Origin of the sequence: Amycolatopsis sp. FU40 (assembly GCF_021903635.1) — a bacterium.
GTDB lineage: Bacteria > Actinomycetota > Actinomycetes > Mycobacteriales > Pseudonocardiaceae > Amycolatopsis > Amycolatopsis dendrobii.
Genome location: NZ_CP091381.1, coordinates 7,818,140 through 7,843,456, shown reverse-complemented (window position 1 = coordinate 7,843,456; position 25,317 = coordinate 7,818,140). Strand labels below are relative to the sequence as shown.

General features: G+C 69.1%; 23 protein-coding genes. 12 read left to right on the top strand and 11 right to left on the bottom strand.

Features of this window, described 5'->3' with window-relative positions:
* Window positions 1-96: 96 nt before the first annotated feature.
* From L3Q65_RS36960 to L3Q65_RS36945, 4 genes are all read left to right on the top strand, one after another.
* Window positions 97-1,086, top strand: a complete 990-nt coding sequence (locus L3Q65_RS36960; protein WP_237597746.1) for a septum formation family protein — start codon at window positions 97-99, stop codon at window positions 1,084-1,086.
* A gap of 3 nt (window positions 1,087-1,089) precedes the next feature.
* The gene (locus L3Q65_RS36955; protein ID WP_182893649.1) at window positions 1,090-1,440 is read left to right on the top strand and encodes a metallopeptidase family protein; all 351 of its coding nucleotides are present in this window, start codon (window positions 1,090-1,092) and stop codon (window positions 1,438-1,440) included.
* A gap of 141 nt (window positions 1,441-1,581) precedes the next feature.
* Window positions 1,582-2,835, top strand: a complete 1,254-nt coding sequence (locus tag L3Q65_RS36950) for an MFS transporter (protein ID WP_237597745.1) — start codon at window positions 1,582-1,584, stop codon at window positions 2,833-2,835.
* 57 nt (window positions 2,836-2,892) lie between these two features.
* Window positions 2,893-3,351: a hypothetical protein gene (locus L3Q65_RS36945; RefSeq protein WP_182893647.1), complete on the top strand. Its 459-nt coding sequence runs from the start codon at window positions 2,893-2,895 to the stop codon at window positions 3,349-3,351.
* A 21-nt stretch (window positions 3,352-3,372) separates the two neighbouring features.
* Here L3Q65_RS36945 and L3Q65_RS36940 read toward each other — a convergent pair whose 3' ends face one another.
* The 3 genes from L3Q65_RS36940 to pheA all read right to left on the bottom strand — a co-directional run bounded on the left by L3Q65_RS36940 (window position 3,373) and on the right by pheA (window position 5,712).
* On the bottom strand, window positions 3,373-4,041 hold the full coding sequence (locus L3Q65_RS36940) for a DUF4232 domain-containing protein (RefSeq protein WP_182893646.1): 669 nt from the start codon (window positions 4,039-4,041) through the stop codon (window positions 3,373-3,375).
* 151 nt (window positions 4,042-4,192) lie between these two features.
* Entirely contained in the window at window positions 4,193-4,810 is a 618-nt protein-coding gene (locus L3Q65_RS36935) for a histidine phosphatase family protein (RefSeq protein WP_237597744.1), read from the bottom strand.
* Window positions 4,807-5,712 (bottom strand): prephenate dehydratase, encoded by a 906-nt coding sequence (pheA, locus tag L3Q65_RS36930; protein WP_182893644.1) that lies wholly within the window; start codon window positions 5,710-5,712, stop codon window positions 4,807-4,809. Before pheA ends, L3Q65_RS36935 begins: the two co-directional genes overlap by 4 nt.
* A gap of 98 nt (window positions 5,713-5,810) precedes the next feature.
* On the opposite strand from pheA, the gene L3Q65_RS36925 reads away from it, so the two are divergent.
* From L3Q65_RS36925 to L3Q65_RS36910, 4 genes are all read left to right on the top strand, one after another.
* Window positions 5,811-6,434: a macro domain-containing protein gene (locus tag L3Q65_RS36925; protein ID WP_182893643.1), complete on the top strand. Its 624-nt coding sequence runs from the start codon at window positions 5,811-5,813 to the stop codon at window positions 6,432-6,434.
* 134 nt (window positions 6,435-6,568) lie between these two features.
* On the top strand, window positions 6,569-7,504 hold the full coding sequence (gene coaA / locus L3Q65_RS36920) for a type I pantothenate kinase (protein WP_237597743.1): 936 nt from the start codon (window positions 6,569-6,571) through the stop codon (window positions 7,502-7,504).
* 161 nt (window positions 7,505-7,665) lie between these two features.
* Window positions 7,666-7,815, top strand: coding sequence for a hypothetical protein (locus L3Q65_RS36915; protein ID WP_182893641.1), 150 nt, complete (start codon window positions 7,666-7,668; stop codon window positions 7,813-7,815).
* A gap of 34 nt (window positions 7,816-7,849) precedes the next feature.
* Window positions 7,850-9,403 (top strand): DUF1841 family protein, encoded by a 1,554-nt coding sequence (locus L3Q65_RS36910; protein ID WP_237597742.1) that lies wholly within the window; start codon window positions 7,850-7,852, stop codon window positions 9,401-9,403.
* Here L3Q65_RS36910 and L3Q65_RS36905 read toward each other — a convergent pair.
* Window positions 9,400-10,275, bottom strand: a complete 876-nt coding sequence (locus L3Q65_RS36905; RefSeq protein WP_237597741.1) for a hypothetical protein — start codon at window positions 10,273-10,275, stop codon at window positions 9,400-9,402. The genes L3Q65_RS36910 and L3Q65_RS36905 overlap by 4 nt on opposite strands.
* Window positions 10,276-10,383: 108 nt before the next feature.
* Between L3Q65_RS36905 and L3Q65_RS36900 the strand changes: the two genes are divergently transcribed.
* Window positions 10,384-10,704, top strand: coding sequence for a nucleotide pyrophosphohydrolase (locus L3Q65_RS36900; protein WP_182893638.1), 321 nt, complete (start codon window positions 10,384-10,386; stop codon window positions 10,702-10,704).
* Here L3Q65_RS36900 and L3Q65_RS36895 read toward each other — a convergent pair.
* Window positions 10,693-12,105, bottom strand: coding sequence for a 3'-5' exonuclease (locus tag L3Q65_RS36895; protein WP_182893637.1), 1,413 nt, complete (start codon window positions 12,103-12,105; stop codon window positions 10,693-10,695). The genes L3Q65_RS36900 and L3Q65_RS36895 overlap by 12 nt on opposite strands.
* A 193-nt stretch (window positions 12,106-12,298) precedes the next feature.
* Between L3Q65_RS36895 and L3Q65_RS36890 the strand changes: the two genes are divergently transcribed.
* Complete coding sequence (locus L3Q65_RS36890) at window positions 12,299-13,126, top strand: excalibur calcium-binding domain-containing protein (protein WP_182893636.1); 828 nt, start codon at window positions 12,299-12,301, stop codon at window positions 13,124-13,126.
* Window positions 13,127-13,187: 61 nt separating this feature from the next.
* The gene (locus tag L3Q65_RS36885; RefSeq protein ID WP_009085782.1) at window positions 13,188-13,814 is read left to right on the top strand and encodes a response regulator transcription factor; all 627 of its coding nucleotides are present in this window, start codon (window positions 13,188-13,190) and stop codon (window positions 13,812-13,814) included.
* 1 nt (window position 13,815) lies between these two features.
* Here the strand turns inward: L3Q65_RS36885 and L3Q65_RS36880 are convergent, their stop codons facing one another.
* Window positions 13,816-14,772 carry a YafY family protein gene (locus tag L3Q65_RS36880; RefSeq protein ID WP_237597740.1) on the bottom strand — a complete coding sequence of 319 codons (957 nt, stop codon included), beginning with the start codon at window positions 14,770-14,772 and terminating at the stop codon, window positions 13,816-13,818.
* Between the two features lie 59 nt (window positions 14,773-14,831).
* On the opposite strand from L3Q65_RS36880, the gene L3Q65_RS36875 reads away from it, so the two are divergent.
* Window positions 14,832-15,971 carry an epoxide hydrolase family protein gene (locus tag L3Q65_RS36875; protein ID WP_237597739.1) on the top strand — a complete coding sequence of 380 codons (1,140 nt, stop codon included), beginning with the start codon at window positions 14,832-14,834 and terminating at the stop codon, window positions 15,969-15,971.
* Between the two features lie 1,389 nt (window positions 15,972-17,360).
* Here the strand turns inward: L3Q65_RS36875 and L3Q65_RS36870 are convergent.
* From L3Q65_RS36870 to cutA, 5 genes are all read right to left on the bottom strand, one after another.
* Window positions 17,361-18,542, bottom strand: a complete 1,182-nt coding sequence (locus tag L3Q65_RS36870; RefSeq protein ID WP_182893633.1) for a GAF domain-containing sensor histidine kinase — start codon at window positions 18,540-18,542, stop codon at window positions 17,361-17,363.
* A 70-nt stretch (window positions 18,543-18,612) separates the two neighbouring features.
* Window positions 18,613-21,930, bottom strand: a complete 3,318-nt coding sequence (gene cydD, locus L3Q65_RS36865; protein WP_237597738.1) for a thiol reductant ABC exporter subunit CydD — start codon at window positions 21,928-21,930, stop codon at window positions 18,613-18,615.
* Between the two features lie 44 nt (window positions 21,931-21,974).
* Window positions 21,975-22,982: a cytochrome d ubiquinol oxidase subunit II gene (gene cydB / locus L3Q65_RS36860; protein WP_182893631.1), complete on the bottom strand. Its 1,008-nt coding sequence runs from the start codon at window positions 22,980-22,982 to the stop codon at window positions 21,975-21,977.
* A 291-nt stretch (window positions 22,983-23,273) separates the two neighbouring features.
* Complete coding sequence (locus L3Q65_RS36855) at window positions 23,274-24,776, bottom strand: cytochrome ubiquinol oxidase subunit I (protein WP_237597737.1); 1,503 nt, start codon at window positions 24,774-24,776, stop codon at window positions 23,274-23,276.
* Window positions 24,777-24,908: 132 nt separating this feature from the next.
* A complete protein-coding gene (gene cutA / locus L3Q65_RS36850) occupies window positions 24,909-25,229 on the bottom strand; it encodes a divalent-cation tolerance protein CutA (RefSeq protein WP_037718964.1) in 321 nt (106 codons plus the stop codon).
* Window positions 25,230-25,317: the final 88 nt, after the last annotated feature.

Genomic DNA, 25,317 nt, shown 5'->3' with positions numbered 1-25,317 from the left:
TGCGCTCCGTAATCCCCCAGCACTGCAAACCCCGCGTTCCACCCTAATCGACCCGGCACACGCGCGGTTCATGCGGCGCGGGCATCATAGGTATCGATGTCTCAACGCTCGGAGCGGTTCCCTTCGCGCATGCAGACCCTGACCACCCGCGTGGTGATGGCCGGGGTGTTCCTCGGCGCGGTCATCGCGCTGGCCCTGAGCGTCGCCTTCTCCTGGACCGACACGCTCGCCGGAGGCGCGGGCGGCGGCGAGGGCAAGCTCAGCGAGGCCGCCCAGCAGGCGTTCCACTCGCCGCCGGGCACCTGCCTGACCTGGAGTGCCAAGGACGCCTCCGACGCGCACCAGGTGCCGTGCACGCAGCCGCACCTGTTCGAGGTCACCACGGTGGTCGACATCGGCGCGAAGTACCCGCAGCAGGCTCCGTTCCCGAGCCTCGACCAGTGGCAGGACATCGCGCAGCAGCAGTGCAACGCCGACGTGCGGCCGTATCTCGGCCACCCGCTCGACCCGTACGGCAAGCTCACCACCAACCTGCTGCGGCCCACGTCGGCGCAGTGGTCGCAGGGCGATCGGCAGTTGCGCTGCGGCCTGCAGTTCGCCGGTCCCGGCGGAACGCTGCAGCCCACCACCGGCGCGGCGAAGACCCAGGACCAGTCGATGGTGTGGGCCCCGGGCACCTGCCTCGCGCTCGCGGGCAAGGGCGTCGGCGACCCGATCGACTGCGGCAAGCCGCACTCCTACGAGATCATCGCGACGCTCGACCTCGCCTCGCACTTCAAGGACGGCTACCCCAAGCTGGACGACCAGAAGACCTGGCTGGACACCGAGTGCAACAAGGCCGCGAAGGAGTACACCGGCAGCGCCGACCTGTCGGCGAAGAAGCTCACGCTGGGCTGGGACTCGCGCGAGCAGGAGAGCTGGGACGCCGGGTCCACCAAGGTCAACTGCAAGGTCGCGGCCACGCTGCAGGACGGCAGCGGATTCCAGGCGGTCACCGGCAGTGTGAAGAGCGGGGCGGCGAATTCCTCCGGCCAGCAGCAGAGCCCGCCGCCCAGTTCCAGCTCCGGTTCCGGCGGAGGCAACTGAGCCGTGCCCGTCGAGATGAGCTTGGCGCGGTTCGAGGAACTCGTCTCCGACGCGCTCGACCAGGTGCCCGCGGAGTTCGCCGCGGCGATGGACAACGTCGTGGTGCTGGTCGAGGACTTCAACGAGGAAGCACCGGACATCCTCGGGCTCTATCACGGCATCGCGCTCACCGAGCGCACCAGTCACTACAGCGGGGCGCTGCCGGACCGGATCTCGATCTACCGCGAGCCGATCCTCGACATCTGCGACACCGAGGACGACGTCGTCGAGGAAGTGCTGATCACCGTGCTGCACGAACTCGGCCACCACTTCGGCATCGACGACGAGCGGCTGCACGAACTCGGCTGGGGCTGATTCCGGCGGAACTCCGCCGGACCGTTGCTCTTCCCTGATCACCACCGCGCGGCGACCGCGGAAACCACCGAAGGTCACCAAAGCGTCACAGAACGCCGCCGCGCTCCCTAGACTGGCCTCACCAGGGCGTTTCCTTTCCTCGTGAGGTGGTTCGTGTCGCATCGGCAGACGGACGGCCGGCTGCGCTGGCTGCTCGCTTCGAGCGGCACGTCGAACCTCGCCGACGGCATCGCCAAGGTCGCTTTCCCGCTCCTGGCCACCAAGCTCACCCATGATCCGGTCGAGATCGCCGCGCTGTCGGCCGTGCAGTTCCTGCCGTGGCTGCTGTTCGCGATCCCGGCGGGCACACTCGTCGACCGGATCGACCGCAAGAAAGCGATGATCGCCGCGAACGCGATGCGCGCGCTCGTGGTCGCCGTGGTCACCGCGCTGCTCACGTTCGGCACGATGGAGATCTGGACGATCTACGTCGCGTCGCTGCTCGTGGGCATCGCGGAAACGGTCGCGGAGAGCGCGGCGAACGTCCTGCCGCCCGCGCTGGTCGAGGCGGACCGGCTGGAGAACGCCAACAGCAAGCTGCAGGCCTGCGAAATCGTCGGCCAGACGTTCCTCGGCGGACCGGTCGGCAGCGCGACCTTCGCGATGTTCGCGGTCTTCCCGTTCCTGCTCTCGTCGGTCGGGTTCGCGGTCGGCGCCGCGGTGCTGCTGGGCATGGCGGGCAGCTACCGGCCGCGGCAGGAAACCAAGTCGCACATCCGGGCGGATTTCGCGGACGGTTTCCGCTGGCTGCGCCGGCATTCTCTGCTGCTGCGGCTGCTCGCGATCGCCGGCCTGCTCAGCCTGATCAGCGAGCTGGCTCAGGCACAGCTTGTGCTCTACGCACTGGAAGACCTGCATTTGTCCGACGCCACCTTCGGCGCTTTCGCGTTCGTCGGCGGAGCTGGCGGCCTGCTCGGGGCCGGGCTGACACCGCGGCTGGTCCGGCGCATCGGACGGCGGGCGGTCCTGGTCGGCGGGGTGTTGTTCTGTGCACTTGGCTTCGGCGGAATGGGCCTCATCCGCCAGCCGGTCGTGTCCGCGGTGCTGTTCGGCGTGTTCGCGGCGGCGGTGGTGGCGGTGAACGTGGTGCTCGCGACCGCGCGCCACACGCTCGTGCCGGGCGAACTGCTCGGCCGCGTGCTCGGGGTCTGGCGCACCGTCGTCTGGGGCGCGATCCCGCTCGGCGCGCTGCTCGGCGGATTGCTCACCAAGCTGCTGGGTTCGGCTGGCGACACTTTCGCCGCGTCCGGCCTTCTGCTGCTGTTCGTGACCGGCTATGCACTGTTCGCGCTGCGCGGGCACCCGCTCGATGACAAAACGGCCTCGACCGGCGACGGAGTCCGTTCGCAGCAGTGATCCGGCGCGGTTTTGGTGCTGAAATAGCACCTCACCCCGGCCGCCCGGAGGTACGTGATGACCGCTCTCGACACTCCGCCGCTGCCGGACGACGACCGCGACACCGAGCTGGAATCACCGCCGCCCGCCTCCCGCCGGCCGCTCGTCATCGCCGCCGTCGCCGGATTCGTGCTCGGCGGATGCCTGCTCGGGTTGCTGTGGGGGCTGTCCGGCCAGCGCGCCGGAGCGAATGTCGACGCCGCGGCCGCCTGCGCCGCGTTCGCCCGCGCCGGGCACATCCCGGACACCACCGGCGGCGTCGACGCGGCGCAGTTCACCCGCATGTCCGACGACTCGGTGCACCGCGTCACCGGCGCGATGGAGCTGGCCAAGGCGGCAGCGACCTTCGACGGCAACTACCAGCCGCTGGCCAAAGCCCTCGACGCGGTGAACAAGATGGTGCTCAGCAGCCGCTTCGACAACCGCGACGGACAGGCCGCGGTCGTCCAGGTGGAACAACTCTGCGCGCGGGGCTGACCCCACGCGCAGAGCGTTCCGTCAGGCCTTGTGCACGGTCTTCACGCCGAGTTGCTTGCCCGGGATGTTCGTGCCCGCGCAGCCGAGGCCGTCGAGCGGCACGAACTTGGACGCGGTCTCCTGCGGCAGGTACACGCGCAGGCCCTTGACCGGCGTCGGCTTGCAGGCCGCCGGGTCGAAGTTGCGCACCTGGGCGAACTGCACGTCGGCCGCGGCGGTCTGGCCGGGAGCCAGCTTCACCGGCGCGCCCTTGGTGCCGTCGCGCTGCGCGGGCTGGCCGATCTGGGTGCCGTTCTCGCCGCCGACGTAGGACACGCCAGGGAAGCCCTGGATGGTGCACGGCTTGCCGCTGGTGTTCTTGATCAGCAGCGACCGGTACTCCGAGCCCGCGCCGGCGTCGCCGCCGCCAAGGGACAGGGACACGTCGGCGGCCTTGCACAGGCCGTTGTCAGCGGGTGGTTTCTCGGCCGGCGCCGTGCCACCGCTCGGGGCGGACGACGACGCGGAAGACGGAGCGGACGACGCGGCGGACGAAGCCGACGACATCGGGCTGCTCGACGGGGTGTCCGAACTCGCCGGGCCGCTCGCGGCGGGTGCGCCCTGGCCGCACGCGGAAAGCAGCAGCGCCCCCGACGCGCCCACTGCGGACAGGAAGACCAGGGAAATCCACGGTTTCTTCGTGTTTGCCATCTCACTCGCCTCGCTGTGCTGGTGAACGCCTAACTGGGTGAAACCTTCATCCGGAGGACGTGCCAGGTCCGGACGGGGTTGCTCCGCATCCGGTGAGTTCCCCACCGGACCCGGCTTCACGCAGCGTTTCCCCGCACGAGTGACCAACCGCTCACGAAAGGCGGGTATCGACCCAGCGGAGGCACTCCCATCCGTGGTCCCTGGCTACCAGTTCGACGAACTTCGTGTTCGGGATCAAGGCCTCGTTCGCCAGTTCGGCGGGCACGTTCGAGGCCAGCCATTCTCCGGCGAGCCGGATCGCGCCGCCGTGGCTGACCAGCACGACCGCTCCGTCCGGCGAGGTTTCCTCGTGCTTGGCGCGCAGTTCGTTCGCCGCGCCGAGCATCCGGTCGCGCACCTGCGTACCGGTCTCGCCGCCGGGGATCGGGACCTCGAGGTCGCCTTCGGTCCAGGCCTTCACCACGCGCAGGTAGACGCCGATCGAGTCCATGTCGGTGGTGCCCTCGAGATCGCCGGCGTCGACCTCCTTGACGCCCTCGATCACCTGCACGTCGAACCCGAACGCCTCGGCCAGCGGGGCCGCGGTCTGCTGCGCACGCACCGCTTCCGACGCGTACACCGCCACGATCGGCTCGGCCTTCAGCTGTTCGGCGAGCGCCGCGGCCTGCTCGCGGCCCAGTTCGGTGAGCGGCGGACCGGGCAACGCGGTGTCCAGCGCGCGGCGGACGTTGCCTTCGGTTTGCCCGTGCCGGACCAGCAGCAGCCTCACGCGCCCTCTCCCTTCAAAACCGCGTCGACCCACGCCTGCGCGTCGAGGAAATCCTGGTTCCCCGCGCCCTCCTCGATGGTGGCCGCGACCTCGTCCGCTCGCGGGTGCGAACCGAGAAAGCGCAGGTGACAGCGGCGGCGCAGAGCGGTCATCGCGTCGATGATCCGGGGTTCGGCGACATGGCCCTCGAAGTCGATGAAGAACCGGTATTCGCCGAAGTTGCTGCGGGTCGGCCGGGCGTCGATCCGGGTCAGGTTGATCCCGCGGCCGGCCAGTTCGACCAGCAGATCGGACAGCGTCCCGGTGCGGTTGACCGCGGCCGCGACGATCGACGTGCGGTCGGCGCCGGTGGGTGCGGGCAGTTCGCCGGGGCGGCGCACCATCAGGAACCGGGTCTGCGCGTCGCGGACGTCGGCGACGCCGGTCGCCAGTTCCTCCAGCGGATAGTGCTCGATCGCGACCGGCGCGGACACTGCCGCGTCGAAATCGCCCTCGACCACGCCGACCGCCGCCGCCGCGGTGGACGACGAGGCGACCGGGGTCGCGTCCGGCAGGTTCGTCTCCAGCCATTCACGCACCTGCGCGAGCGCGTGCGGATGGCTCGCGACGGTGCGGATTTCACCGCTGCCCGGCCGTTTGAGCACGCTGAAGTGGATGGGCAGGATCGTCTCGGCCGTGGCGACGAGCGGGTCCCCGTCGCTGAGCCCGTCGAGCGTCGTGGGCACCACGCCCTCGACGGAGTTCTCGATGGGCACGCACGCGGCGTCCGCGGCTCCGTCGCGGACGGCTTGCAGCGCCAGCCGGACGGTCTCGTAGGGGGTCAGGTCCTCGCCCGGCGCGAGCGCGCGGGCGGCCTGCTCGGTGAACGTGCCCTGAGGGCCGAAATACGCGATCCGCAACACGAAGGTCAGGCTAGCGACCACGGGCGTGGCGCTTTTCACTCGGACAGCCGGTGGCTAAACCGGTTACGCCGGGTGGCGTTTTTTGCCATGCTGGAACGGTGACCGCCGACTCAGGCACACACGCCGGGCACGGGGAAGCCGGTTTGCCGGGTTCTCCCCGAACGCCGGAATTGGTGCTGTGCGCCGTCGATGAACCGCTGGCCGCGGCGTGGACCTCCGCCGTGGCGGGCTTCGGCGGCTCCGTCCGGGTGCACCGCGGTTCGGTGCTCGACATCTCCGCCCAGGCGGTCGTCAGCCCGGCCAACTCCTACGGCTGGATGCGCGGCGGGATCGACGCCGTGTACGCGCGGGCGTTCCCCGGCATCGAGCAAAACGTGCGCAGCGCGGTCCTGGCTTCTTACGGCGGTGAGCTGCCGATCGGCGAGTCGGTGATCGTCCCGACCGGCGAATCCGAACCGGCGTGGCTGATCAGCGCGCCGACCATGCGCGAGCCCGGCGAACGGCTGCCCGCCGACACCGTCCACCCGTATCTCGCGGCGCGCGCGGTGTTCCTGCAATGGCAGCGCGGACAGCTCGATTCCGGTCCGGTCGCCTCAGCCGTGCGGACGATCGCGATGCCAGGGCTCGGCACCGGCGTCGGCGGCGTGGCCCCGGCCACGTGCGCTCGGCAGGTCGCCGCCGCGTGGCAGGAAGTTTTCGGGGCCAACGGTCACCTTCGGTGATCGAATACCTGCCCCGGTCCGGGGTGCGTGCATCACATCACAGCGCGTTCACGCGCGGTAAGCCCTACCGTTGATACGGCGTTACGGAAGTAGCGCAGACGGAGCCAGCGCAGGCGACGGCCGAGGAGTGTGCGATGCCCCCACGGGTCCGTGAACTCAGCCCCTATGTAGAGCTGCATCGGGAACAGTGGCGGGAGCTGCGCAGCTCCACTCCGCTGCCGCTGACCGCCGACGAGCTGGTCCGGCTCCGCGGGCTCGGGGAGCAAATCGATCTCGCCGAGGTCGCCGACGTGTACCTGCCGCTTTCGCGGCTGATCAACCTCCAGGTGAAGGCCCGGCAACAGCTGTACGAGGCCACCACGACATTCCTCGGCGAGGACTGCCGCAACACCAAAGCCCCGTTCGTGATCGGCATCGCGGGCAGCGTCGCGGTCGGCAAATCGACCACCGCCCGGATCCTGCGCACCCTGCTCGCCCGCTGGCCCGACCACCCGCGCGTCGACCTCGTGACGACCGATGGGTTCCTCTACTCGCGTGCCGAGCTGACCCGGCGCGGGATCATGCACCGCAAGGGTTTCCCGGAAAGCTACGACCGGCGCGCGCTGCTGCGGTTCGTCACCGAGGTGAAGTCCGGGGCCGAACGGGCGGCGGCGCCGGTGTACTCGCACCTGGCCTACGACATCCTCCCGGACCAGGAACAGGTCGTGGAGCGGCCGGACATCCTCATCATCGAGGGGCTGAACGTCCTGCAGCCCGGCCCGAGCCTGACCGTCTCGGATCTGTTCGACTTCTCGATTTACGTCGACGCGCACATCGACGACATCGAACACTGGTACGTCGAGCGATTCCTGAAACTGCGGCACACCGCGTTCGCCGACCCCGCCTCGCACTTCCACCACTTCGCCGGCCTGCCCGACGACGAGGCCCGCGAAGAAGCGCGGCACCTGTGGCGCACCATCAACGAGCCGAATCTGATGGAGAACATCAAGCCGACTCGTCCACGTGCGACTCTCGTGCTCCGCAAGGACGCCGACCACGCCATCAACCGCGTTCGACTGCGGAAGCTCTGATTTCACCCACACGCGCCTCACTGGTCTCCTTCTGCACAAGGCCCGGGTAATTGACCGATCGGCTGGCGTCTTCGTAACCACTTGGCCGATACCAGCTCCCGGGTCCGCAAGCGACCCTGAAAGCAGCAGGATGTCGCACTTGACCTGCGAAGGAGGCCACGATGTTGACTATCGTCCTGACCTGGGTCGGCGCGGTATTGGGATTGACGCTGCTGGTCGCGATGGCCGCGGGGGCGTTCGTCGTCGACTTCGACGACGCGCTGCGCGAACGGCGCGTGAAGGCACGGAGCACGGCGGAGCCGACCAGCTGAGGCCTGAGCTTCGGGTCCAGGCAAGATGTGCGGCATGAGTCCGGTGAGCCGCGCGCGCAAGAAGAGTTCCCTACCCACCGCCCCCAGCGTCAACGGTCTGTTCAAGGACGTGCTGCGGGACTTCTCCGCGGTCGCGGCCGAGCCCGGTCCGTTCGACATCGACCTGCTGGGTTCCGAGGTCGTCGGGCAGTGGCGGGACGTCGTCGTGGAGGACGAACCGGAAAGCCAGCTCGGACTTGAGCTGATCGCGTTCGCACAGCGCAAGATCACGCCCGGCGCGGCGGCACTGCTGGCCGCGCTTAAGGTGCTGGCGGAGTCCGAAGAGGAGCGTTCGGCGGCGGCCGAGGCGCTCGACGTCGTGCTCGGCCGGGGCATCCCGGAGCCGGAGTGGGCGGCCGAGGTCGGGCAGGTCAGCGTCGGCGAATGCTGGCGCACCGGGGACGTCTACGGCGACGAGTCGTCGTTGCTGTGCGTCTTTTCCCGCGGCGACCACTCGCTCGGCCTGCTCACGCTGCTGGACTTCACCGAGGACGGCCGGGTGCGCGACCTCGTGGTCATCGAGGAGCCGCACGAGGTGCTCGCCGAAATGCGCTCGCAGGTCGAGGAAGACGGCGAACTGGTCGTACTGGAGAAAATCGAGCCCGCCGACGCGCACCGGCTGCTGGTGTCCGGGATCGCCGCCACGGACGCGCTGGACGAGCCGGACGTCGGCGAGGACTACCCGCGGTTCCACGCGATCGCGTTGACCTGGGCGCGTTCGCTCCCGGAGCCGTCCGAGATTCCGCCGGTCGCCGAATGGACCGCCGCGCAGCGCGAAGAAGCGGTCGCCCAGTTCCTCGCGGACACGAACCTGCCGGACGCCGACGCCGCCCGCGAAATCGCCAACCTGCTGGTGGATCACGGCTGCCGCACCGAACCGGCGAACCCGCTGCGCGTCGGCCCGGAAAAGCTCGCGCGGTTCCTGGAATCCTTGCTGGACGGCGAATACGAGCTGGAGGACGAGGACGCCGTCGCACCGGTCGTGCTGTCCTGGGCGGGCTGGGCCGCGGCTCGCGCCGGACTGTCCGAGGTCGCCACGGCCGCGTTGGTGGAGGAAGTCACCGAGTATCTCGGCGAGTACCTCTCGGACGACGACGAGGAAGAGGACTTCAGCGACTACCTCGACGGCACCGAATCCGCCGACGAGGCGCTGGAAGTGGTGGCCCGCCGCCGGTTCGCGGTGCCCGAGCTGTCCACGGTGATCGGTGACGAGGAACTGACCGACCTCGACCCCGGCGACCCGGAACAGCGCAGGCTGCTGGTGATCGGCGCGCACCCGGAGTACCACGAATCGCTGGCCGCGGAAGAATTCGACGGCGCGGACGGCCTCCGGCTCGCCCTCGAGACGTCCATTGTGGACCAGCTGTGGGACGACGAGCCCGCCGAAGTGTGGACCGCCGCGCAGAACCTGCTGCGGCAGGATCTTTCCCGCACTGACGTCCTCGACCGGCTGGTGACCGTCCTCGAAGGACAGCTGACCGAAACCGAGGAAGAAGACCAGCTCGACTACGACCTCGACGCCTACCGCGCCGCCTTGGCCGAGCTCTAGCCCTTCGGAAGCGCGATCCGGGCCGACCGGATCTCCGCGAGCAACCGGGTTTTGCGGCGGTGGACGTTCACCAGCTCGGCGACGTAGCCGGTGAACTCCTCCGCCGTGCCCGCTTGTTTGTGGAGCGCGCGCAGTTTTTTGAGGCACTGCGCCGCTTCCCGGTACGCGCCTGCGTCTTTTTGCGCGATCAGCTGCTCGATCCGTTCGCGGTATTCCGGAATGGACTCTTCTTCTTTTGGCGGTGCCTCTGCTTGCGGCGCTTCCTTCCGCCGCGGTTTCTCCGCCCGCGGTTTCTCCGCCCGCTGCGGAGTCAGGACCCGCGCCGCGTACGCGATCGCCTCGCTGTGCCGCCCGGCCGCCCGCAGCACCCGGACGATCTTGAGACTGACGTCCACCCGCGGCGGTTTGGCCGCGAGAATGGCGACCAGCCCGTCCACGTCCCCGCTCGCCTCGGCGATTTCCTCCTGCAGCCGCTGCGCGATCTCGACCTTTTCGGGCTGCTTGCCGCGCAACACTTCGTCCACAATGGACTTCATCCGCGCGAGCCCGGCGTCCCCGAGCGCCGCCGCGAAATCAGCCACCGCGACCGCGCGCCCGCTGAACGCCGCTTCCAGCACCCAGTCCGCGAGCAGCTCCGGATCCGGCGGCCGAGCCGCGCAAGCCCGCGCGTACAACGCGACCGCCTGGTCAAGCCGCACTTCGAGGTCCGCCGCGAGCGCACCGTGCTGCTCGAGCATGCCCACGATGTCGTCCACCGCCCGCCGGGCGAGCGGCGCGAGATCAGCGCGGCTGCCGGAGTCGAGCAGCCGCCGCACGGTATCGAGAACCGCGCCGATTTTGGCGGTGTACTCGACCGGGTCGGGGACGCTCACGCGAACAGTCTGCCGTATGGCCCGTAACCGGCGTGTGGGCCAACGGCGTACTCTTTTCGGCCCAACCCGGACACCCCAGGTGAGCACCGCGCGTGATAATCAGGTCCAGTGACCCTAGACGACCTCACCCAGCGCCTCCGCGACTTCGCCGCCGCCCGGGACTGGGAACCGTTCCACACCCCGAAAAACCTGACAATGGCCCTGTCCGGCGAAGTAGGCGAGCTGATCGCCCTGTTCCAGTGGCTGACCCCGGAGGAGGCCGCGGACTGGCGCGCGGACCCGGCCCAGGAGTTCAACGTCCAGGACGAAATCGCCGACGTCATGCTGTACCTGGTCCGGCTCGCGGACGTACTGGGGATCGACCTGCTGGAAGCAGCGAACGCGAAGGTGGACCGGAACGAGAAGAGGTTCCCTCCGCTAGCCCGCTGACCTCGCCGCCGCCTGCTTCGTCTCGTCGAGGTACCAGCCGCCGACCAGCGCACCGACCGCGAGAACGGCCAGCACGATCCCCGGCCCCAGCCCGCTGCCGCCGAACATCGCGGCCACCGTGATGACCATGAGGACCAGTCCGAGTCCCATCAGCACTCGCCCGATCAGCCGGTCCCGGCTCGACGGCACCTTCTGGTGCCTCGGCTGCGGGGCCGGAACGAATCCCCACAGCACCACGGCCTCGTCCAGCCGCACAACGTGCGCACCGAGTTCGAGCGCCCGGGAAAGCCGCGGTTCGGACTCGCGCACGCCCGAGTCGTACACCAGATGCGTGACCGAGCCCGTCAGGTTCTTCGCGAGCTGGAACCCTTCCGACAGCACCCGCGCGCGCAACTGGTCCGCGTCCGCCGTCGTACCGAGCACCAGTACCCGCGTCGGCTTGTCGCCGGTAGCGGTGACCTTGAGGTCCACCACCACTTGCAGCGCCCCGAGCGCGTCCGCGACCTGACGCAGTTCGCGGTACTCGGCGGAGGTCACCACCCCGTCGGCCTCCGCGACCCGGCGCAGTTCGGCGACGAAGCCGGTGTGGATCCGCTGCACCTCCGCCGCTGCCATCCCGGCTTCGGCCGCGAGGTCGGCGAGCGCCCAGACCTCCTCGTCGGTCAGGAATTGGTCGCCGACCGCTTCGGCGAGCAGGTCGAGATAAGCCTGCGCGACCGGCCCGTCGTCTGCCGCGGAAACCCGGTCCACCGCCTCGGCCATCCAGCCCTTCTCCGCACCGGCCGCCGACCGGCGCAGGGCTGCCGCTTGGGACGCGTACCGCGGCAGCTCCGGAAAACGCACCGGCTGCGCGAACCGCAGCCCGTGCGTACCGACGAGCGCGATCATCGCCTGCGCGCACGCCCGGGCGGCCGGCTCGGCGAGGTAACCAGGGAAGTCCTCGATGCCGAAGGCGCGGGCGATGGTGGCGAGACGGTAGTTGGGCAGCGGCAACACCGCCTGCGCGGTGTCCTTGAGCGAGATCCCCGGCAGCCGGGGCACGCGGACGCCTAACTGGCTGATCTCGGTGAGGAGCCCTTCCACCGAGGCCAGGTCGGGTGCCACGACGACCGCGCCCCGGCACAGATCGAATACCGGGCTGAGGATGTCGCCCAAGCCCGGCGCGTCAGCCAGTTCCGCCGCGGTGATGCGGTGCGGGTTGCGCCGGCTCGCGTCCGCGGCGACGACCGTCGCGAACTCGCCGAGGAACGTTCCGTCCCCGCGGAACCGGATCGCGGCGACCTCCAGGACGCGACCGCGGTGCAGTCCGGTCGTCTTCACGTCGAGCGCGGTGAATTCCGTGCCGCTCGCGGGCACCTGCCCGGTCGAGGACAGGGACAGTCGTTCGATCAGCTCGGCCATCGTGGATGCGCTTTCTCCTGGACAGTTCCCCTGACCATCGCGAGAAGCTGCCGAATCGTCACACCCGGAACGGGAAACGCCGCCTTCGTGACGGATCCGTGACTTCTTCTTAGTCTTGCTGCCCTGTTGCGTAACACTTGCCGCCGCTTTTGCGAACACCATTCGGCACCCGCCTCAGGAAGAGGAATTCCGAATGCATCCCACGCCCGCGCCGCCGTCGCGTCCCAAGCTGAAACTGCCGACCTGGCTGACGGTCGTCCTCAGCGTCTTCGCGGTTCTCTTCATTCTGGGCGCGGTTTTCGGAAAGCCGGCACCGACGCCGGAGCCGGTCGCCGCACCGGTCACCCCGCCGCCGGCAACGACTTCGGCGACCACATCAGTCACGCCGGCACCGGTGACTTACACCGTGGACAAAATCACCGATGCCGCCAACGTCGAACTGATCGGTTCCGACGGCAGCCATCGCACCGTGCACATCCTCGGTCTCGAAGTGGCGACCGGAAACAACTGCTACGCAACTGAAACGACAGCATGGGCGAACAACAAGCTCGCCAGCGCGGCGGTGAAGATCACCACGGACACCGCCGACGGCGTCGCATTGGCCTTGAGCGACGGCACCGACTACGCGACCGCGGCGCTCTCCGCCGGATACGCGCGGCTTTCCGGCAGCGTCATCTCCGATTCGCTGCGCAACGCGGCGAACGCGGCCCAGCAAGCTGCGACGGGATTGTGGGCGGAACCCTGCAAAGGCGTGATCACCGCGCCGACGCCGGTGCCCACCCCGACTCCGACGCCGACTCCGCCGAAGGAAGCGCCCGCTCCGCCGCCCGACCCGCGCACGGCGGAACAAGCCGCGCCCCCGCCGGTTGAGGACGCGCCGGAACCTGAGCAGCCGAGCAGTGCGTATTACAAAAACTGTGCGGCCGCGAAAGCCGCTGGCGTCACGCCGCTGCACCGCGGCGACCCGGGCTACCGACCCGGGCTGGACCGCGACGGCGACGGAATCGCCTGCGAGCGGTAACTCCTGGTGTCGTGCGGCACCACCGGCAGACGAACCGCCCCACGGCCCGTAACCTGGAGATATGCCGATCCAGGTGCTGCTAGTAGACGACCACGAACTCGTCCGGCGGGGCCTGCGCGACCTGCTCAGCGACGAGGCCGACCTGGAAGTGGTCGCCGAGGCCGGGAGCGTCGAGGAGGCACTCGCGGTGGCGATGCACGTCGAGCCGGACGTCGCGGTCGTCGATGTCCGGCTCGGGGACGGCGACGGCATCACGCTCTGCCGCGAACTGCGGTCCAAGCCGAATCCGCCTGCCTGCCTCATGCTCACCGCGTTCGACGACGAGGAAGCCATGGTCGGCGCGATCATGGCGGGTGCTTCGGGTTATCTGCTCAAGCAGGTTCGCGGCCAGGACGTGGTGAACGCGGTCCGCGAGGTCGCCGCCGGCCGGTCGCTGCTCGACCCGGTCAGCACCGCTCGCGTGCTCGACAAACTGCGCCATCCGCCGACCGACGAACTGGCCGCCCTCACCGACCGCGAGCGCGACGTCCTGGAGCTGATCGGACAGGGGCTGTCGAACCGCGAGATAGCCGAACGTCTTTTCCTCGCCGAGAAAACGGTGAAGAACTACGTGACGTCCGTGCTCGCGAAGCTCGGCATGCAGCGCCGCACCCAGGCCGCGGCGTGGATCGCCCGGCGCGGCAAGTGAATCAGCTGCCCGCGACAGCCCGACCGTAGCGTTCGGACAGCAGCTGCAGCCGCGGGATCAGCTCCGGCGGCGATTCGACGGTGAAGTCCATCATCAGCATTCCAATGTAGACAGCCACGGTGTCCAAACTGTCCGCGCCGGTGACGAGCACGCACTGGTGCTCGTCGATGGGTTCGACGACGCCGACCGTCGGGTTGATCCGCGCCAGCACCTGGTCCGCCGGAGCGTCGATGCGCAGCCGCGCGTGCACGATCCACCCGCTCGCCGCGATCGTGCGCATCGCGAAAGCGGTGTAATCCCCGCCAGGCAACGGATTCGGCTCGAACCGCCGGCGGGTCGCCATCCGCGGCTGCATCAGGTCGACGCGGTAGGTCGCCCAACTGCCGTCCTGCGGGTCGCGAGCGACCAGGTACCACCGCCGTTGCCAGCTGAGCAACCGATACGGCTCGACCAGCCGCAGCTCGTCCGCGTAGTCGAAGCGGAACCATTCGACGTGCCGGATCGCCCGCGCGACCTCCTGCAGCACGGCACCGTCGACCTCCGGATCGGGCGCGTCGGTGCCGGTGTTCTCCGGACCGCGGTCGATCGTCGAGCGGAGAGCGTCGACCGTCGGACGCAGCCTTGACGGCAGGACCTGTTCGAGCTTCGCGAGCGCCCGTGTGCCGGCCTCCTCGATCCCGGAGATGCCCGCCGCGGCCCGCAGCCCGACGGTGACCGCCACCGCCTCCTCGTCGTCCAGCAGGAGCGGCGGCAGCTTCCCACCTGAACCCAGCCGGTAGCCGCCTACGTTCCCGCGCGTCGCCTCGACGGGATAGCCCAGGTCACGCAGCCGTTCGACGTCGTTCCGGATCGTGCGGGCCGAGACGCCAAGGCGCTCCGACAGTTCCCTGCCGCTCCGCCCAGCGGCGGTCTGCAAGAGAGCGAGCAGCGCCAGCAACCGCGCCGTCGGATCGGCCATCGAAACTCCTTATTCTATTAGGAACTGATCCTACCTAATAGCCTCCTAGTGTTCTTCTCATGACGAACGCGACCGCTTCCCTCGCCCTCCGCCCCTTCACCCTCGAGATCACCGACGCCGAACTCGCGGACCTGCACGACCGCCTCGCCCGCACCCGCCTGCCGCAGCCGTCGCCGACCGACGACTGGGACGCCGGCACCCCGAACGCCTACCTGCGGACGGCGCTCGAAGCGTGGCGGGCCTTCGACTGGCGCGCCGCCGAAGCGCGGATCAACTCCGTCCCGCACTTCACCACCGAGATCGACGGCCAGACGTTCCACTTCATCCACGTCCGCTCCGCCCACCCCGGTGCGACGCCGCTGCTGCTCGCACACACCTATCCCGGTTCGTCGGTCGATTACCTGGACCTGATCGACCGCCTCGTCGACCCGGTCGCACACGGCGGCCGCGCCGAGGACGCCTTCGACGTCGTCGTCCCCGACGCGCCCGGCTACGGCTTCTCCCAGCCCGTCGCGGAAGCGGGCTGGACAGTCGCCCGCGTCGCCGCCGCGTACGACCGCCTGATGCGCGGCCTCGGGTACGAGAGCTACGGAATCCACGGCTCGGACAACGGCGCGATGGTCGCCAGGGAACTAGGCCTGCTGAACCCGGACGGTTTCCTCGGCCTGCACGTCCTGCAGCTGTTCTCGTTCCCGTCCGGCGACCCGGCGGAGTTCGAACGCCTCGAACCGGCCGACTACGCCGGCCTCGAACACATGCAATGGTTTCAATCAGTCGGTGGCTACAACACGATGAACGCCTCGCGCCCCCAGACGGTTTCCGTTGGCCTCAGTGACTCCCCGATCGGATTACTCGCCTACAGCGAGCTGTTCAACTCCTTCGGCAACGGAACCTCGCTCGTACCACTGGAAACGATCCTGCTGGAGGTGAGCGTGAACTGGTTCGCCAACGCCGCTTCCGGGATGAGCCGCAGCTACCTGGAGAACGCCCGCGCACAGGCCGAGCCGCGGGTGAGCGACGCGCGCACCGGGGTCGCGGTGTTCAAGGACGACTTCCAGACCATCAAGACCTTCGCCGAACGCGACAACACCAACATCGTGCACTGGAACCGCTTCGAGGAAGGCGGTCACTTCGCGGCGATGGAACGCCCGGGCCTCCTCGCCGCCGATATTCGCGCTTTCTTCGCTAACCGCGACTGACCCCTGCTGATTTCGTGCCCGAACCCCGCCCGCGTTGCTGCGGACGGGGTTCTCGGCGTCCAAGACAGAGCTGTGGGTAGCCGACTTCCGCAGATTGGTTCACCCAATTGAGTGCCGAATGGATGTTCGATTCTTCGCTACCATGGGGAACGGCTCGGTGGCAGGGCGAGAGAATTCGAGGAAGGAGCGTGTTCGATGACTCGTGAAGGCTGAATCTCTTGGTGCGCGGTGTGTTCACAGCGGTGGGTTCACAGCGGCGCGAGGTTGATACAGCGTGTTTGCTGCGAGCGATTCAGGACAACGCAGACGCAGTACGTCCACTGCGATCCGAGGCGGCGGATTCGCGACGACGGTGCGAGGCAACTGGTTCGAGGTGGCTCGAAATGGCAGTAGGCGGACGTGGCGATTCCGCACAGCACTAGGTCGCACGGCACTAGGTCGCCGCAACGCGGGGTCGACGACACAGTGCAGCGCCACACAGTGCAGAGCCGCGCCATGCTGCCCGGCTGACGCAACGAGTCCAAGACAACGGCAACTCGGTGCGACGTGGTTACCGCGACGTGCGCGCGCGGCGCGGTAACTGCCACTGCCGGGCTCAGGCAGGGCGAGTATTTCCTTGCAGCCACGGCAACGCACCCGCCGTGCAGGCCCCGGCAAGGCGGCTGTCCGGCCAGCCACGGCAACGCATCTGCCTTGTCGACCATGACAATGCTCCGGTGTTGCCGACCACGGCAACGCTCCTGTCTCGCCGATCATGGCAACGCACCTGCCGGGCAGGTCCTGGCAACGCGCACGTCCCGCAGGCCGTGGCAACGCCTCTGCCTCGCCAGCCACAGCAACGCGACTGTCGTGCCGACCTTGGCAAGGCGACTGCGTTCGCCGACCACCGCAACGCGCCTGTCCCGCAGGGCGTGGCAACGCACCTGCCTCACCGACCACCGCAACGCGACTGTCGTGCAGGCCGTGGCAACGCACCTGCCTCACCGACCACCGCAACGCGACTGTCGTGCAGGCCGTGGCAACGCACCTGCCTCGCCAGCCACAGCAACGCGACTGTCGTGCCGACCTTGGCAAGGCGACTGCGTTCGCCGACCACCGCAACGCGGCTACTGCGGCACGCAGTGTGGACTGTCGCGGCGCGATGGCGGACGTATGCGTGAGTGCCTGCGAGGTGGGTCTGCGCGCCGCAACTTCGGCGTCGTGGCCTCACTGGCTTGCCATCGATCGCTGCGCCGCAATCACCCGCGGTGCCAACCGTCGCAGCGCAACCGCTGAAACCCTTGCCCAGCAACACAACCACCGAACACTGTCGCCGAAGCTCATGCGGGCGTTCAGGACCGCGATCAGCCGTGCCGTTCCTGCCGCAGGGTTCAGCTCGGCGACCGCGCCTCACTCAAGCGGCAGGTCAAACGCGACCAACGTCCCCAAACTCGGCGAAGAATTGAGGAAAAACCGGCCACCAGCAGCATCAGCACGTTCGGCGAGATGCCGAAGCCCCCGGGTCGCGACCCCTTGCGGAACCCCGGAGCCGTTGTCGCGCACGCGAAGCTTCACTCCCTCGGAGTCGCGGGTCAGCGTCACGCGGGTTTCGCTCGCACCGGAGTGACGGACCACATTGGACAGTGCCTCGCGCAGTGCGGCACGGATGTGGTCGGCCCGTTCGGCCGGGATGTCGGCGAACTCGCCGGACAGCTCCAGGGTCGGCGGATACCCGAGCAGTTCGCCGGCGATGCGCACTTCGCCGCGCGCGGATTCGGCGAGGTCGGTCGGGCTGCCGGGGTCGTGGCGCGGCTCGGGCGAGCGCAGCGCGCGTACGGTGCCGCGGATTTCCTCGATGGTCTGGTCCAGCTGGTCGATCGCGTCGGACAGCCGGGCCCCGTCGGCCTGTGCGAAGCGTTTCCGCATGTTGCGGCGGACCCGGTCCAACTGCATGCCGGTGCCGTAAAGCCGTTGGACGATCACATCGTGCAGCTCGCGGGCGATGCGTTCGCGCTCTTGGTAGAGGGTCACGCGATGCCGCGCGTTCGCACCCTCCGCCAGCGCGAGCACCACCCCGGCCTGCGCCGCGAACGCCGCGAGCATCTCGACCGTGCCCGCGGAAAACGGCTCGCGACCTTGCCTTCGGTACACGGTGAGCGCGCCGAGCACTCGCCCGCCGGAGCCGAACGGAGCGGCCGCGAAGGGTCCGTATCCACGCAGTTCGTCCGGCACATACGGTGCTGTGCGCGGGTCGACGATGAAATCCTCCGCCGCGATCGGCTCGCTGCCGCGCGCGACCTGGCCTGCTGCGGAATCCGTCCCGAGCGTCAGCCCGCGCAATTCCCCGACCGGCCCGCCGTCGACGTCGCCCGTCGGCGCCTCGGCGAGAAAGCCGTCGACTCCATACGCCGCCTCGACCACGACACGCCCGTCATCAGCACTGACCATCGCCAGGCCAAGGTCGGCGTCCGCCAACTCGACGGCCCTGGCCACGACTGTTTCCAGCACCCCCTCCGGGTCGTCCCCGGACAGCGCGGTGCTGGTGATCTCCGTGGCCGCGGATAGGGCACGCGCGGCGAGTGTCGGGTCCATGAGCAACTCCGACCTTAGCGCGGAGCCCTGCCCCAGACCCGAAATCGTGACCGTCACCAACAACCCTCCGTCACGCCGCCACCCGCGGCGACGCCCGCCGCACGACGCGTCCGTCCCGGACCTCGAAAACGATGTCCGCTTGCAGCTCTTCATCCGCATTGTGCGTTACGTGCACAACCGTCCGTCCAGCAAGCTCTGTACGCAACGTCGCCCGCAACGCCCGTGCCATCGGCTCGTCGAGATGCGAGGTCGGCTCGTCAAGCAACACCAACTCCGCCGACGGCGCCGCCAGCAACGCGCGCGCCAACGCCACCCGCTGCGCCTGCCCGCCGGACAGCCCGGCCCCGGCGCTGTCGAGCACCGTCGCCAAATCCAGCTCCGGCAACTGCGCCTGATCCAGCACCCGCCGCACATCGGACGTCTTCGCCAACGGATCCGCGAGCCGCAGATTCTCCGCCACAGTGGTCGACACGAGCATCGACTCCTGCGGCGCCCAAGCCACCTTCGCCGGCACGACGACCTCGCCGCGGCGAGGCTGAAGGAAACCCAGCAAGGCCGCCACCAACGTCGACTTCCCAGCCCCGCTCGGCCCGACGACCGCGACATAAGCCCCGGTCGGCACGCTCAGATCGACGTCCTTCAGCACCGCCTCGCCACCGGGCCACCCCAGCTCGGCACCCCGCAGCCGAACCGCGGCCGGCCGGTCCAGATCCGGCTCATCCGCGGGCCGAGCGGCGGCGGGCCTCGCCTCGCCAACCGGTTCAGCAATCGCGTGACCTGCCGCTTCGCCCGAGCCCCCGGCAGAACCAGCCGCGTCCTGCGAACGCCCAACCTCCGACTCGCCAACCACCGCGCCAAGCCGAACCCGAGCCGCGCGCAGCGTGTCCCACTGCACCGCCGCCTGCGGCAACAGCGCCAACACCTCCGCCAGCGCCAACGGCACCAACGCCAGCAAAGGAGCCATCACCCCTGCCAGCTCCCCCCGGCCGACCGCCCCCGCCGCCAACATCGTGCTGATCACCGCAGCCGCCCCGGTCGCCAGCGTGATCAGTGCATCCGCCGCGCCCGCGCCGAAGGCCTGCCGTCGGGTATCCACAGCCAATCGGGTGTCCGTCGCAGCCAGGTCGCGGCGACGCGAAGCCGCCCGGCCATAAGCGAGCAGTTCCGCCGCCGACGAGAACAGCACCAGCACCTGAGCCGCGACGTCACGCCGTCCAGCCGCGAGCGCCGAAGTCGCCCGTCGCTCCAACCGCAACGCCACCGCCGGTGCCGCCAAGCCGACCAGCACAGTCAAGGCCAGCACCAAACCGGCCGACGGCAGCACCAACGTCTGGACCACGATGGCCCCGGCCGCGACCAACCCGACCACGATCGGCGGCGACACGACTCGCGGCAGCAGATCCCGCACCGTGTCGACGTCCGTCACCAGCCGCCGCTGGCTCTCCCCTGCTTCGAGACTGCGCGCCGGCCCCAAGCGCACCAACGCATTCCACAGCCGAACGCGCAACCGTCCGGCGATCCGGAAGGCGGCGTCGTGCGTCACGAGCCGTTCGACATACCGGAGTCCGGCCCGGCCGAGTCCGAACGCCCGCACCCCGACGACCGCGACCGTCAAGGTCAGAATCGGCGGCTGCAACGACGCTTTGGCGATCAACCAGCCAGAAGTCGCGGTGAGTGCGATCCCGGCCAAAAGCGCCAGAGCACCCAACAGGGCGCCGGAGAAGAGCCGTCGGTCGAGCAGCATGCGCCAGGGAAGCGGTCGAGTATCGGCTGTGTCCGAAGTGGACTCAACCACCGCTGCCGGAGACGAGTCCGAAACTGCGACTGCGGCGGAACGTTCGTGCGCGGCGATGACCGCCGCCGCACCGTTGTCGACGGCTCGCTCGACGGCGTCCATGACCCGCCGCGCGTTGACGTCGTCCAGGTGTGCGGTCGGCTCGTCCAGCAGCAGCAACCACGCGCCCGACTGAACGCGCAGCAACGCCCGAGCTACGGCGACGCGCTGGCGTTGTCCTTGGGAAAGCCGGTCGACCGGGCGGTCAGCGAGACCGTGCAAGCCCAGCTCGCTGAGCACTGCATCGACGTCGGGACCAGCAAGTTCTTCCCGTACCGTGCCACCGCTGAAAACCGGCGACTGCGGGACCCACGCGATGCCGGCGCGCCACCGTTCGAGATCGGCTTCGGCGAGCGGGACGTCCCCAGCCATGACCGACCCGTCATAAGACGGCACGAAGCCCAGCAGCGTCGCCAGAGTTGTCGATTTACCGCCACCGCTCGGCGCGCGCAGCCACACGATCTGGCCGCGCCGGACGGAGAAGCTCTCGCCGTCGGGAGCGAATCCGCCGCGCCGGGCGACTTTTAGGTCGGACACAGCCAACGATCCACAGGGCGCGGTCCGCGTTCCTTCGGCCGGGACCGGCTCCGCGAGGACCGCGGTCACCCGGCGGACCGCTTCCACGCCGTCCTCGCTCGCGTGGAATGCCGCGCCGACCGCGCGAATCGGCTGGTAGCACTCGGGAGCGAGGATCAGCACGCCGAGTCCGATCGCCAGCGGGAGCGATCCCGAGACCAGCCGGACGCCGATGACGACAGCCACCAAGGCGACCGACAGCGTCGCCGCGAGTTCGAGCACGAATGCCGAGGAGAACGCGACCCGCAATGTCTTGAGCGTCGCGCGACGATGCCGGTCCGACAGTTTCCGCACGGTTTCGGCCTGTGCGTCCGCCCGCCGGAACGCGGTGAGCACTGGCAATGCCCGCACCAGTTCGAGCAGCAGCCCGGACATCCGGTGCACCGCGTCCGTCGCGCCGGAAACGCGGTCGGCGGTGAATTTTCCGACCAGGACAGCGAACATCGGCAGCAACGGGACCGTCGCGGCGATGATCACCGCCGACGGCCAGTCTGTCCACAGGATCGCAGCGCCCGCCGCGAGCGGGACGACCGCGGCGGTGACGAGCGCGGGAAGGTACTCGCGGAAATAGGAATCGAGTGCGTCGAGGCCGCGGGTCACGAGAGTCGTGAGTTCGCCGTGGCCGCGCCGGGCGAGCCATTCCGGGCCGAGGCGCAACGCGTGGTCGAGGACGCGAGCGCGCAGGTCGCGCTGCGCGGTCGCGGCGGCGCGGGCGGAGACAACCCGCACCGCCCAGCTGGTGCCCGCGCGGCCCACGACGAGCGCGAACAGAGCAGCCAGCTGAACGGTGCGGCCCCCTTCCCCCAGCCCCCGGGAGACCACGTCCGCGAGGATGTCCGCGAGCAGAAATGCTTGTCCGACAAGGAAAACCGCGTTCCCGAACGACAGCACCGCGACCAGGATCAGCGCTCGGCGCGCAGCCGGCCCCAAGGCCGAGAGCGCGCCGAGCGGACCCTTGCCCGGCCGCGCTGGGTCCATGGGGGACCTCGTGGCGGAAAGGGGTGCGCGGCCGGGAAGCTCGGTCATGGTGCGTGCACCGCCGGGATGTGCTGGACGCCGATGCGCTTGCGGAACACCCAATAGGTCCAGCCTTGATAGATCAGCACAGCAGGTGCGCCGAACGCGCCGACCCAGGTCATCACCGTCAGCGTGTAGTGGCTGACTGCGCTGTTCGTGATGGTCAGCGAGTGCGCCGGGTCGAGGGTGGACGGCAGGACGTTCGGGTAGAGCGCGCCGAAGAACGTCACCGCGGCGGCCGTGATGACGACCGCGAGCGCGGCGAACGCCTGCCCGTCGCGGTCGACGTAAAGCCGCAGCCAGGCCACCGCCGCGGCGAGGACGACGATCACCAGCGAGATGAGCGTCCACAGTTTGCCTTCGCGGACCTGGACGACCACCAGGAAAGCGACCAACGGCAGCAGCCCGACCGGGAGAATGCGCAGCGCGATAGTGCGCGCACGTTCCCGCAGTTCACCGCTGGTTTTGAGGGCAAGGAACGCCGCGCCGTGCACGAGCGAGAACCCGACGATGGCGACCGCGCCGAGCAGCGTGTCCCACCGAACCGACTCGAACGGCGAGCCGACGCGGTTGCCTTGCGCGTCGAGCGGCAGGCCGAGCACGGTGGTCGCGAGCAGCAACCCGACGCCCAGCGGCGGGATCCAGGAACCGATGATGATCACGCGGTCCCAGACGCGCCGCCAGCGTTCGGAGTCGACCTTGCCGCGGTACTCGAAGGCGACGCCGCGCCCGATGAGCGCGATCAGAACGAGCAGCAGCGGGAGATACGCGCCGGAGAAAAGCGACGCGTACCAGCCGGGGAACGCCGCGAAGGTCGCACCGGCCGCGACGATCAGCCAGACCTCGTTGCCGTCCCAAACCGGCCCGATCGTGTTGACGAGGACGCGCCGCTCGGTGTTCGTCTTCCCGAGCACGGGCAGCAGCATCCCGACGCCGAAGTCGAATCCTTCGAGGAAGAGATACCCCAGCCAGAACAACGCGACGATCGCGAACCACAGCGTTTCGAGCGTCATACCCACTCACCTCGTCCGGCACCAGCCGGCGTCATCCGGTCGGCCACCGGGTTGTCCCCACGATGGCCCTGAGTTATCCACAACCCGCCGAGTTGTCCACAGATTTGCTGTGGGTAACCCGCGAGAGCCACCACGCGACTACGCTGGGTACGGGGCGTCCCCCCGGTGAGGGTGGGGGCTGCGTACGCGGCGGGTGGCTTGCGCCGGCAGCTCGTCCAGGCCAGTGGAGCGGGCCGCGCCCAGACCCGGCCCTCCGGGTCCTCTGGCGGCACCCCGGCCCGCTCCACCGGGTCAGTAGGCGAACGAAAGCGCCTGGTCATCGGAATCCTCGGACTCATCAGAATCGTCGGAAGAAGCGGCAGCGGGCATCACCGCGTCCACCCCGCCCCGGATGTACTTGCGCATCAGGTACAGCTCCACCACGCCCAGCACCGCGTAGAGCACCGTCAGCGAGATCAGCGAGGTCAGGATCTCGCCGACCGTCAGCTTCGACACCGCCTGCGCCGTGAACATCCACATGCCCTCGACGCCGGTCGGATTGGGCGCGACCACGAACGGCTGCCGACCCATCTCGGTGAAGATCCAGCCCGCGCTGTTGCCGATGAACGGCGTCGCGATGCCGCCGAGCACCAGCAGCGGGAACCAGCGTCCGCCGGGGATTCGGCCTCGGCGGGTGAGCCACAAGGCCAGCAGGCCGATGCCCGCGGAGATCGCGCCGAAGCCGATCATGATGCGGAAGCCCCAGTACGTCACCGGCAGGCTGGGCACGTAGTCGATCGGCTTGCCCGCGAGCGAACCGAGCGCCGGGTCGTCGGGGTAGTTCGTGCCGTATTTCGCCTGGTATTCCGAAACCAGGTTCTCCACGCCCTTGACCTCGGTGGAGAAGTCGTTGTGCGCCAAGAAGGACAGCAGCGCGGGCACGTTGAACGTCTTGACGTCCTCGCAGTTCGCTCCTGCCACGTCGCCGATCGCGATGATCGAGAAGCTCGCCGGCTTTTCCGTGTGGCACAACGCCTCGGCCGACGCCATCTTCATCGGCTGCTGCTCGAACATCAGCTTGCCCTGCATGTCGCCGGTGATCGCCAGGACCGCGAACGCGACGACGCCGACCCAGCCGCCGAGGCGCAGCGACGAGCGCCAGACATCGCGGTGTTCGTCCGAATCCGCAGCGCGCTTCCGCCACAGGTGCCATCCGGCCACGCCGACCAGGAAGGCCGCCGCCACCGAGAACGCGCCGGCGAGCGTGTGCGGGATCGCGGCGAGCGCCGTGTTGTTCGTGAGCACCGCGCCGATCGAGTTCATCGTCGGCTTGCCGTTCACGAATTCGACGCCCACCGGATGCTGCATCCACGAGTTCGCGGCGAGGATGAAGTACGCCGAAGCCATCGTGGCCAGCGAGAACGCCCAGGCGCAGGCCAGGTGGATCTTCTTGGGCAGCCGGTCCCAGCCGAAGATCCACAGGCCGAGGAAGACCGACTCGACGAAGAACGCGAGGAGGCCTTCCATCGCGAGCGGCGCACCGAACACGTCGCCGACGAACCGGGAGTAGGCGCTCCAGCTCATCCCGAACTGGAACTCCTGCACGATCCCGGTCACCACGCCCATGGCGAAGTTGACGAGCAGCAGCTTGCCCCAGAACTTCGTCATCTTGAGGTGCCGCGGCTTGCCGGTGCGCACCCATGCCGTCTGCATGGCCGCGACCAGCACCGAAAGTCCGATGGTCAGCGGGACCATCAGGAAGTGGTAGACGGTGGTGATGCCGAACTGCCACCGCGCGAGCTCAAGGACATCCACGGGTTCGATCCTCCGCGCGCGTCCCCGCGCCAGCCAGTTCAACACGTCCTGAACTAGCCAGGACCAACGTCCCGCCGACCTGCTGAAATCCGGTGCCCGACCCAGTCCGAGCTACCCCCGATCAGGTGGTGCTCAGCGGGTCTCCTCCACGAGCCACGACAGGTACCGCGGGCTGCCGCCGACGATCGGCGTGACGATGACCTCGGGCAGGTCGTACGGATGCCGCACGTTCAGGAACTCCTCCAGCGCGCCGGACCGGTCCGCGGCCGTCTTGCACTCGACCCGCCATTCGGCCGCCGTCTGCACCTCGTCCTCCCACCGGAAAACGCTGGTGATCGGCCCCACGATCTGGGCGCACGCGGCGAGCCGGGCCTCGATGGCGCTCGCGGCGATGGTGCGCGCGGCGGCCTCGGAGTCGACGGTGGTGGTGACGACGACGTGGTCAGCAGACATGACCCGCACCGTACCGCAGCCGGAAAACAGAATTCGGCGCACCGAAAAAAATTATCCGGCTAACCACCGGCGAGCATTCTGCCGACCT

What these genes read in the sequence shown, in the direction of transcription:
- L3Q65_RS36960 (WP_237597746.1), top strand. Translation starts at nt 97, where the DNA reads ATGTCTCAACGCTCGGAGCGGTTCCCTTCGCGCATGCAGACCCTGACC.
- L3Q65_RS36945 (WP_182893647.1), top strand. Translation starts at nt 2,893, where the DNA reads ATGACCGCTCTCGACACTCCGCCGCTGCCGGACGACGACCGCGACACC.
- L3Q65_RS36940 (WP_182893646.1), bottom strand. Translation starts at nt 4,041, where the DNA reads ATGGCAAACACGAAGAAACCGTGGATTTCCCTGGTCTTCCTGTCCGCA.
- coaA (WP_237597743.1), top strand. Translation starts at nt 6,569, where the DNA reads ATGCCCCCACGGGTCCGTGAACTCAGCCCCTATGTAGAGCTGCATCGG.
- L3Q65_RS36915 (WP_182893641.1), top strand. Translation starts at nt 7,666, where the DNA reads ATGTTGACTATCGTCCTGACCTGGGTCGGCGCGGTATTGGGATTGACG.
- L3Q65_RS36910 (WP_237597742.1), top strand. Translation starts at nt 7,850, where the DNA reads ATGAGTCCGGTGAGCCGCGCGCGCAAGAAGAGTTCCCTACCCACCGCC.
- L3Q65_RS36895 (WP_182893637.1), bottom strand. Translation starts at nt 12,105, where the DNA reads ATGGCCGAGCTGATCGAACGACTGTCCCTGTCCTCGACCGGGCAGGTG.
- L3Q65_RS36890 (WP_182893636.1), top strand. Translation starts at nt 12,299, where the DNA reads ATGCATCCCACGCCCGCGCCGCCGTCGCGTCCCAAGCTGAAACTGCCG.
- L3Q65_RS36885 (WP_009085782.1), top strand. Translation starts at nt 13,188, where the DNA reads ATGCCGATCCAGGTGCTGCTAGTAGACGACCACGAACTCGTCCGGCGG.
- L3Q65_RS36880 (WP_237597740.1), bottom strand. Translation starts at nt 14,772, where the DNA reads ATGGCCGATCCGACGGCGCGGTTGCTGGCGCTGCTCGCTCTCTTGCAG.
- L3Q65_RS36875 (WP_237597739.1), top strand. Translation starts at nt 14,832, where the DNA reads ATGACGAACGCGACCGCTTCCCTCGCCCTCCGCCCCTTCACCCTCGAG.
- L3Q65_RS36870 (WP_182893633.1), bottom strand. Translation starts at nt 18,542, where the DNA reads ATGGACCCGACACTCGCCGCGCGTGCCCTATCCGCGGCCACGGAGATC.
- cydD (WP_237597738.1), bottom strand. Translation starts at nt 21,930, where the DNA reads ATGGACCCAGCGCGGCCGGGCAAGGGTCCGCTCGGCGCGCTCTCGGCC.
- cydB (WP_182893631.1), bottom strand. Translation starts at nt 22,982, where the DNA reads ATGACGCTCGAAACGCTGTGGTTCGCGATCGTCGCGTTGTTCTGGCTG.
- cutA (WP_037718964.1), bottom strand. Translation starts at nt 25,229, where the DNA reads ATGTCTGCTGACCACGTCGTCGTCACCACCACCGTCGACTCCGAGGCC.